Here is a 3335-nt window from a genome sequence, read left to right as displayed (position 1 = left end):
GGACGGTAGAGTAGAGGTTCTGGGAAAACACAGCGTATAAACCTCTTCCCGGCAGTACAGGCAGCCCCGCGGGGCAGTCGGGTAGAGCGGTAGATAGAGCGGTAGAAATGGTCTAGTGCATCCTTACCCATGGGGGAATCTCCCAAAAATTTTATAGAAGGCAGGGTTTAGAACAGCGCATAAGGGCGTGGACGATGGGTAAGGAGACTGTTGCACCCAGGCAACTTCCAGCGGATCTAGATGACTGGAAAGTCTATGACCTCGTTTCCCTGTCTACCGGTGAAACAGTGTGGATAAAGGGATTCATGGGGTTCTCCATGAAGAGGAGGAAGATAGGTTCGTTCACCGTGGTGGATCTCCCTTCATGGGACACTCAAACTCTCCACCTTAAGCACGTCGTACCTCCTGAAGCCGTCTGGGAGGAGCTGCGTCTTAACTTGAAGGCTGATGTAGTGGGAATCGGGATCAAGGAGCCTTTGATGAGGAACCTCTTCGAGAGCTACAGCTCTTTCTTTGCAAGAAAGGCATCCTACTTACGCGTGATAAGACCCAGGATCCTCGTGGTGGAGGGGGAGCTCGACGACATATGGAAATACAAGCTCGACAAAAAGGCCAGAAATGCCATCCGAAGAGCTGAAAGAGTAGGTCTCAGGGCCGAGGAAATAAACCCCTGGGAGCATATACCGGATATCCTGGAGTGCAACAGGTCCAAGAGGGGAGTCCCACCATCCTACACGAACGAGGAGGCATTAGCAAATGAAATTAAGTTCCTCGCGTTGAATTTCAGAAAATTCTATAGCATTGGAGTTTTCCTGAAAGATAAGCTTATAGGATATGAGTTCACAATGTTCTCGAACAACGAACTAGCGCTGTTCTCGCGTTTTTTAATAAACTATAAATACAAGGAGCTAAATATAGGCGAGCTACTACTCTGGAAGGGAATAGAGAAAGCGGTGAAAGAGGGAGCTAAGCTGATCCAGTACGGGAGCTGGAGCAGATACCACCCGGGATTAGACACCTTCCTCGAGCACTTCGGGTTCAGAAAGGACTTCAAGACATTAAATGTCTACATTCCTTTGACGCTCGTAGGGAGAATCTTCCTGATGCAGAAGAGGTTCGCTAACCGTATAGTCAACTCCACAGTGTTAGAACATCTCCTTCAGCATAAGATCTTTAGAAATCATTGGTATGCTCTTAAAAGAATAAGAGTAAAGATAACCTAGCTTAAGCAAGCATGGTATTTCATCCCCCTTAATAGCGAAAGCTACTTACGCCCTCTTCTAGCCAAGACCTCCCACACCCGCTTCCAGAACTCTCTCCTTTGAAACTCCTTCACCCAGTCGGCCACGTCCGTTCGTTCAACGCCCTCATGCCTGAACCACCCCCAGAACATTCTGAGACCTGCCGGCGGCGACTTTAGGAACGTCAGGAAGATTCTGCCCAGAGCGTACCTCCAGTCGTAACCCAGGGCGTACATCCCCTTCCCCCAGTACTCAGCCTTGCCTAGCCCCGTTCTCCTCTTAACTCTGCTTGTAATATCGCGGTAACGTTTGGTCTTATACCCTGACTTTAAGGCCCTGAACACCAGGTAAGCCTCCCACCCCCAGTAGGCGGGGACCCGCAAGCCGCCAAACTCTTTCCTGAGCCAAGAAACCTGTATGATCCTGCCAGACCCCCGAGGAATGAGCTCGGAGTAGGGCTCCCCCTCGATGTGGCCGCTAGCGATGACGATCTTGGGATCCTTCTCCATGCGCTCGATTATCTTCTCGGCGTAGTCGCTCGGGAGGATGTTATCCGCACCCATTACGAGCACATAGTCGGGGTCGTACTTCTCAGCCAGACTGAGCCCCACGTTAACCCTTTCAGCGAGCTCGGGCCTGCCCGCGTAGCTCTCCTCGTGGTAGGGAAGGTCGACGACGCTGCAACCCATCGCGCGTGCAAGCTCGCCGGTTTTGTCAGTCGACCCATCGTTAACGACTATTATCGCGGTCAAAGGCATTGTTTGCTGCTGAAGCGACCTTATGACATCCGCGATGTTCTGTTCCTCATTCCTAGCTATAATAATGCCTACGACCCTGGGTCTCAGCTCGCGTTGAGCTTTACCTCCCTCGGACACGGGGGATCACCTACCGCTAAGAACCTGGTAAAGATCGATGTACTTCATGAACTTAATCACGCCACTGAATTCCTGGAGAAACGTCCTGTAGATGTTGTTTAGCATCTTTATACCCAGAATGGTCATGACTGCCTTAGTCGCCCCAGCCCCTCCCACCGACCTCACAAACCACTCAGGGTGCACAAGCACGGTCGCTACCCCCCTCTCCCCGAGCATTCTCAAGAGGTCAGCCTTAAACAACGAGTACCCCCTCTTCTCGCCGAACCTCCTCACGTAGTATATGTCCAAGGAGAGGTGGGTCGGCATCACGAAGGTGCGGACTGGGAAGCCTGGCTCCCCGTATCCCTCCATGTACTTGAGCCCGAGCGAGTCCATAACCCTCCACGTAACCTCGCCTTTGAAGCCGATAGTCTTGCCGCAGGGGGTCACCCCGTGAATCTCGAACACCCTCCTAAGGCGCTCCAGCTCCTCCTGGGGCGAGGGCAGGGCGGGCGTTCCGATGGTGTTTACCAGGTGAAGGCCTATCTCCCAACCCTCATCCTCTATTCTCCTCAATGCCCTCTCGTCCTCCCTCGACTGAATCACGTCAACACGCACGAAGAAGGTCGACCTCAGGTCCAGCTTGTCCTCGATCTCCACTAGCTTCGGCAAGCCCTTCCTGAGGCCATAGGTATTGTCGATATCATGCCTCAGACCCACAATCACGCTCCCACCTAAGCGATGTATCCCGTACCCCCGAGCTTAAAAAAGTATCCCCTCATCTGCGCTGAGCTGCAGGCTGCGGCGCAGCAGGGAGTAGTAGAGCCTCAAGACTGCCCTCACCGAAGCCGCGATGCTGTACTGCGAGAGAACCTTAACCCTCGCGTTAGCCCCCATAGCTCGTCTAAGCTCTGAGTCCCTCACCAGGAGCAAAACCTTCTCCGCGAACTCCTCTACGTTGCCCCCCTCGACGAGGAAGCCGTCAATCCCGTCGCGTATGCGTACGACGCCGATCCTATACCCCACCACCGGCTTCCCGGAGGCCATCGCCTCGAGCACGGAGACTCCCTGACCAGCGTAACTGGTGCTGCAGAACACGTCAGTAGCTGCGTAGTAGTACGGCATCTCCCTGTGGGGTATCTTCCCTGTGAATATCGCCTTCAAGTTATGCGCATGCGACAATTTCTTTAATTTTTCACTTAGGGGACCTTCACCCATAAATACGAAGACGGTATGGGGG

Annotated in this window: 4 protein-coding genes; 1 reads left to right on the top strand and 3 read right to left on the bottom strand. The window is 53.2% G+C overall.

Features of this window, described 5'->3' with window-relative positions; all coding sequences use genetic code 11:
- Positions 1 to 194: 194 nt before the first annotated feature.
- Positions 195 to 1223 carry a hypothetical protein gene (locus ACP5KC_RS09575; protein WP_428287409.1) on the top strand — a complete coding sequence of 343 codons (1029 nt, stop codon included), beginning with the start codon at positions 195 to 197 and terminating at the stop codon, positions 1221 to 1223.
- Positions 1224 to 1264: 41 nt separating this feature from the next.
- Here the strand turns inward: ACP5KC_RS09575 and ACP5KC_RS09570 are convergent, their stop codons facing one another.
- From ACP5KC_RS09570 to ACP5KC_RS09560, 3 genes are all read right to left on the bottom strand, one after another.
- Positions 1265 to 2116: a glycosyltransferase family A protein gene (locus ACP5KC_RS09570; protein WP_428287408.1), complete on the bottom strand. Its 852-nt coding sequence runs from the start codon at positions 2114 to 2116 to the stop codon at positions 1265 to 1267.
- A 6-nt stretch (positions 2117 to 2122) separates the two neighbouring features.
- A complete protein-coding gene (locus ACP5KC_RS09565; protein WP_428287407.1) occupies positions 2123 to 2821 on the bottom strand; it encodes a hypothetical protein in 699 nt (232 codons plus the stop codon).
- A gap of 36 nt (positions 2822 to 2857) precedes the next feature.
- On the bottom strand, positions 2858 to 3335 hold a 478-nt coding region (locus ACP5KC_RS09560), incomplete at its 5' end, for a glycosyltransferase family 4 protein (RefSeq protein ID WP_428287406.1).

The organism is Infirmifilum sp., from assembly GCF_049970975.1.
Lineage (GTDB): Archaea > Thermoproteota > Thermoprotei > Thermofilales > Thermofilaceae > Thermofilum > Thermofilum uzonense.
The sequence above is the reverse complement of the archived record's forward strand: the minus strand, read 5'-3'. Positions and strand labels throughout refer to the sequence as shown.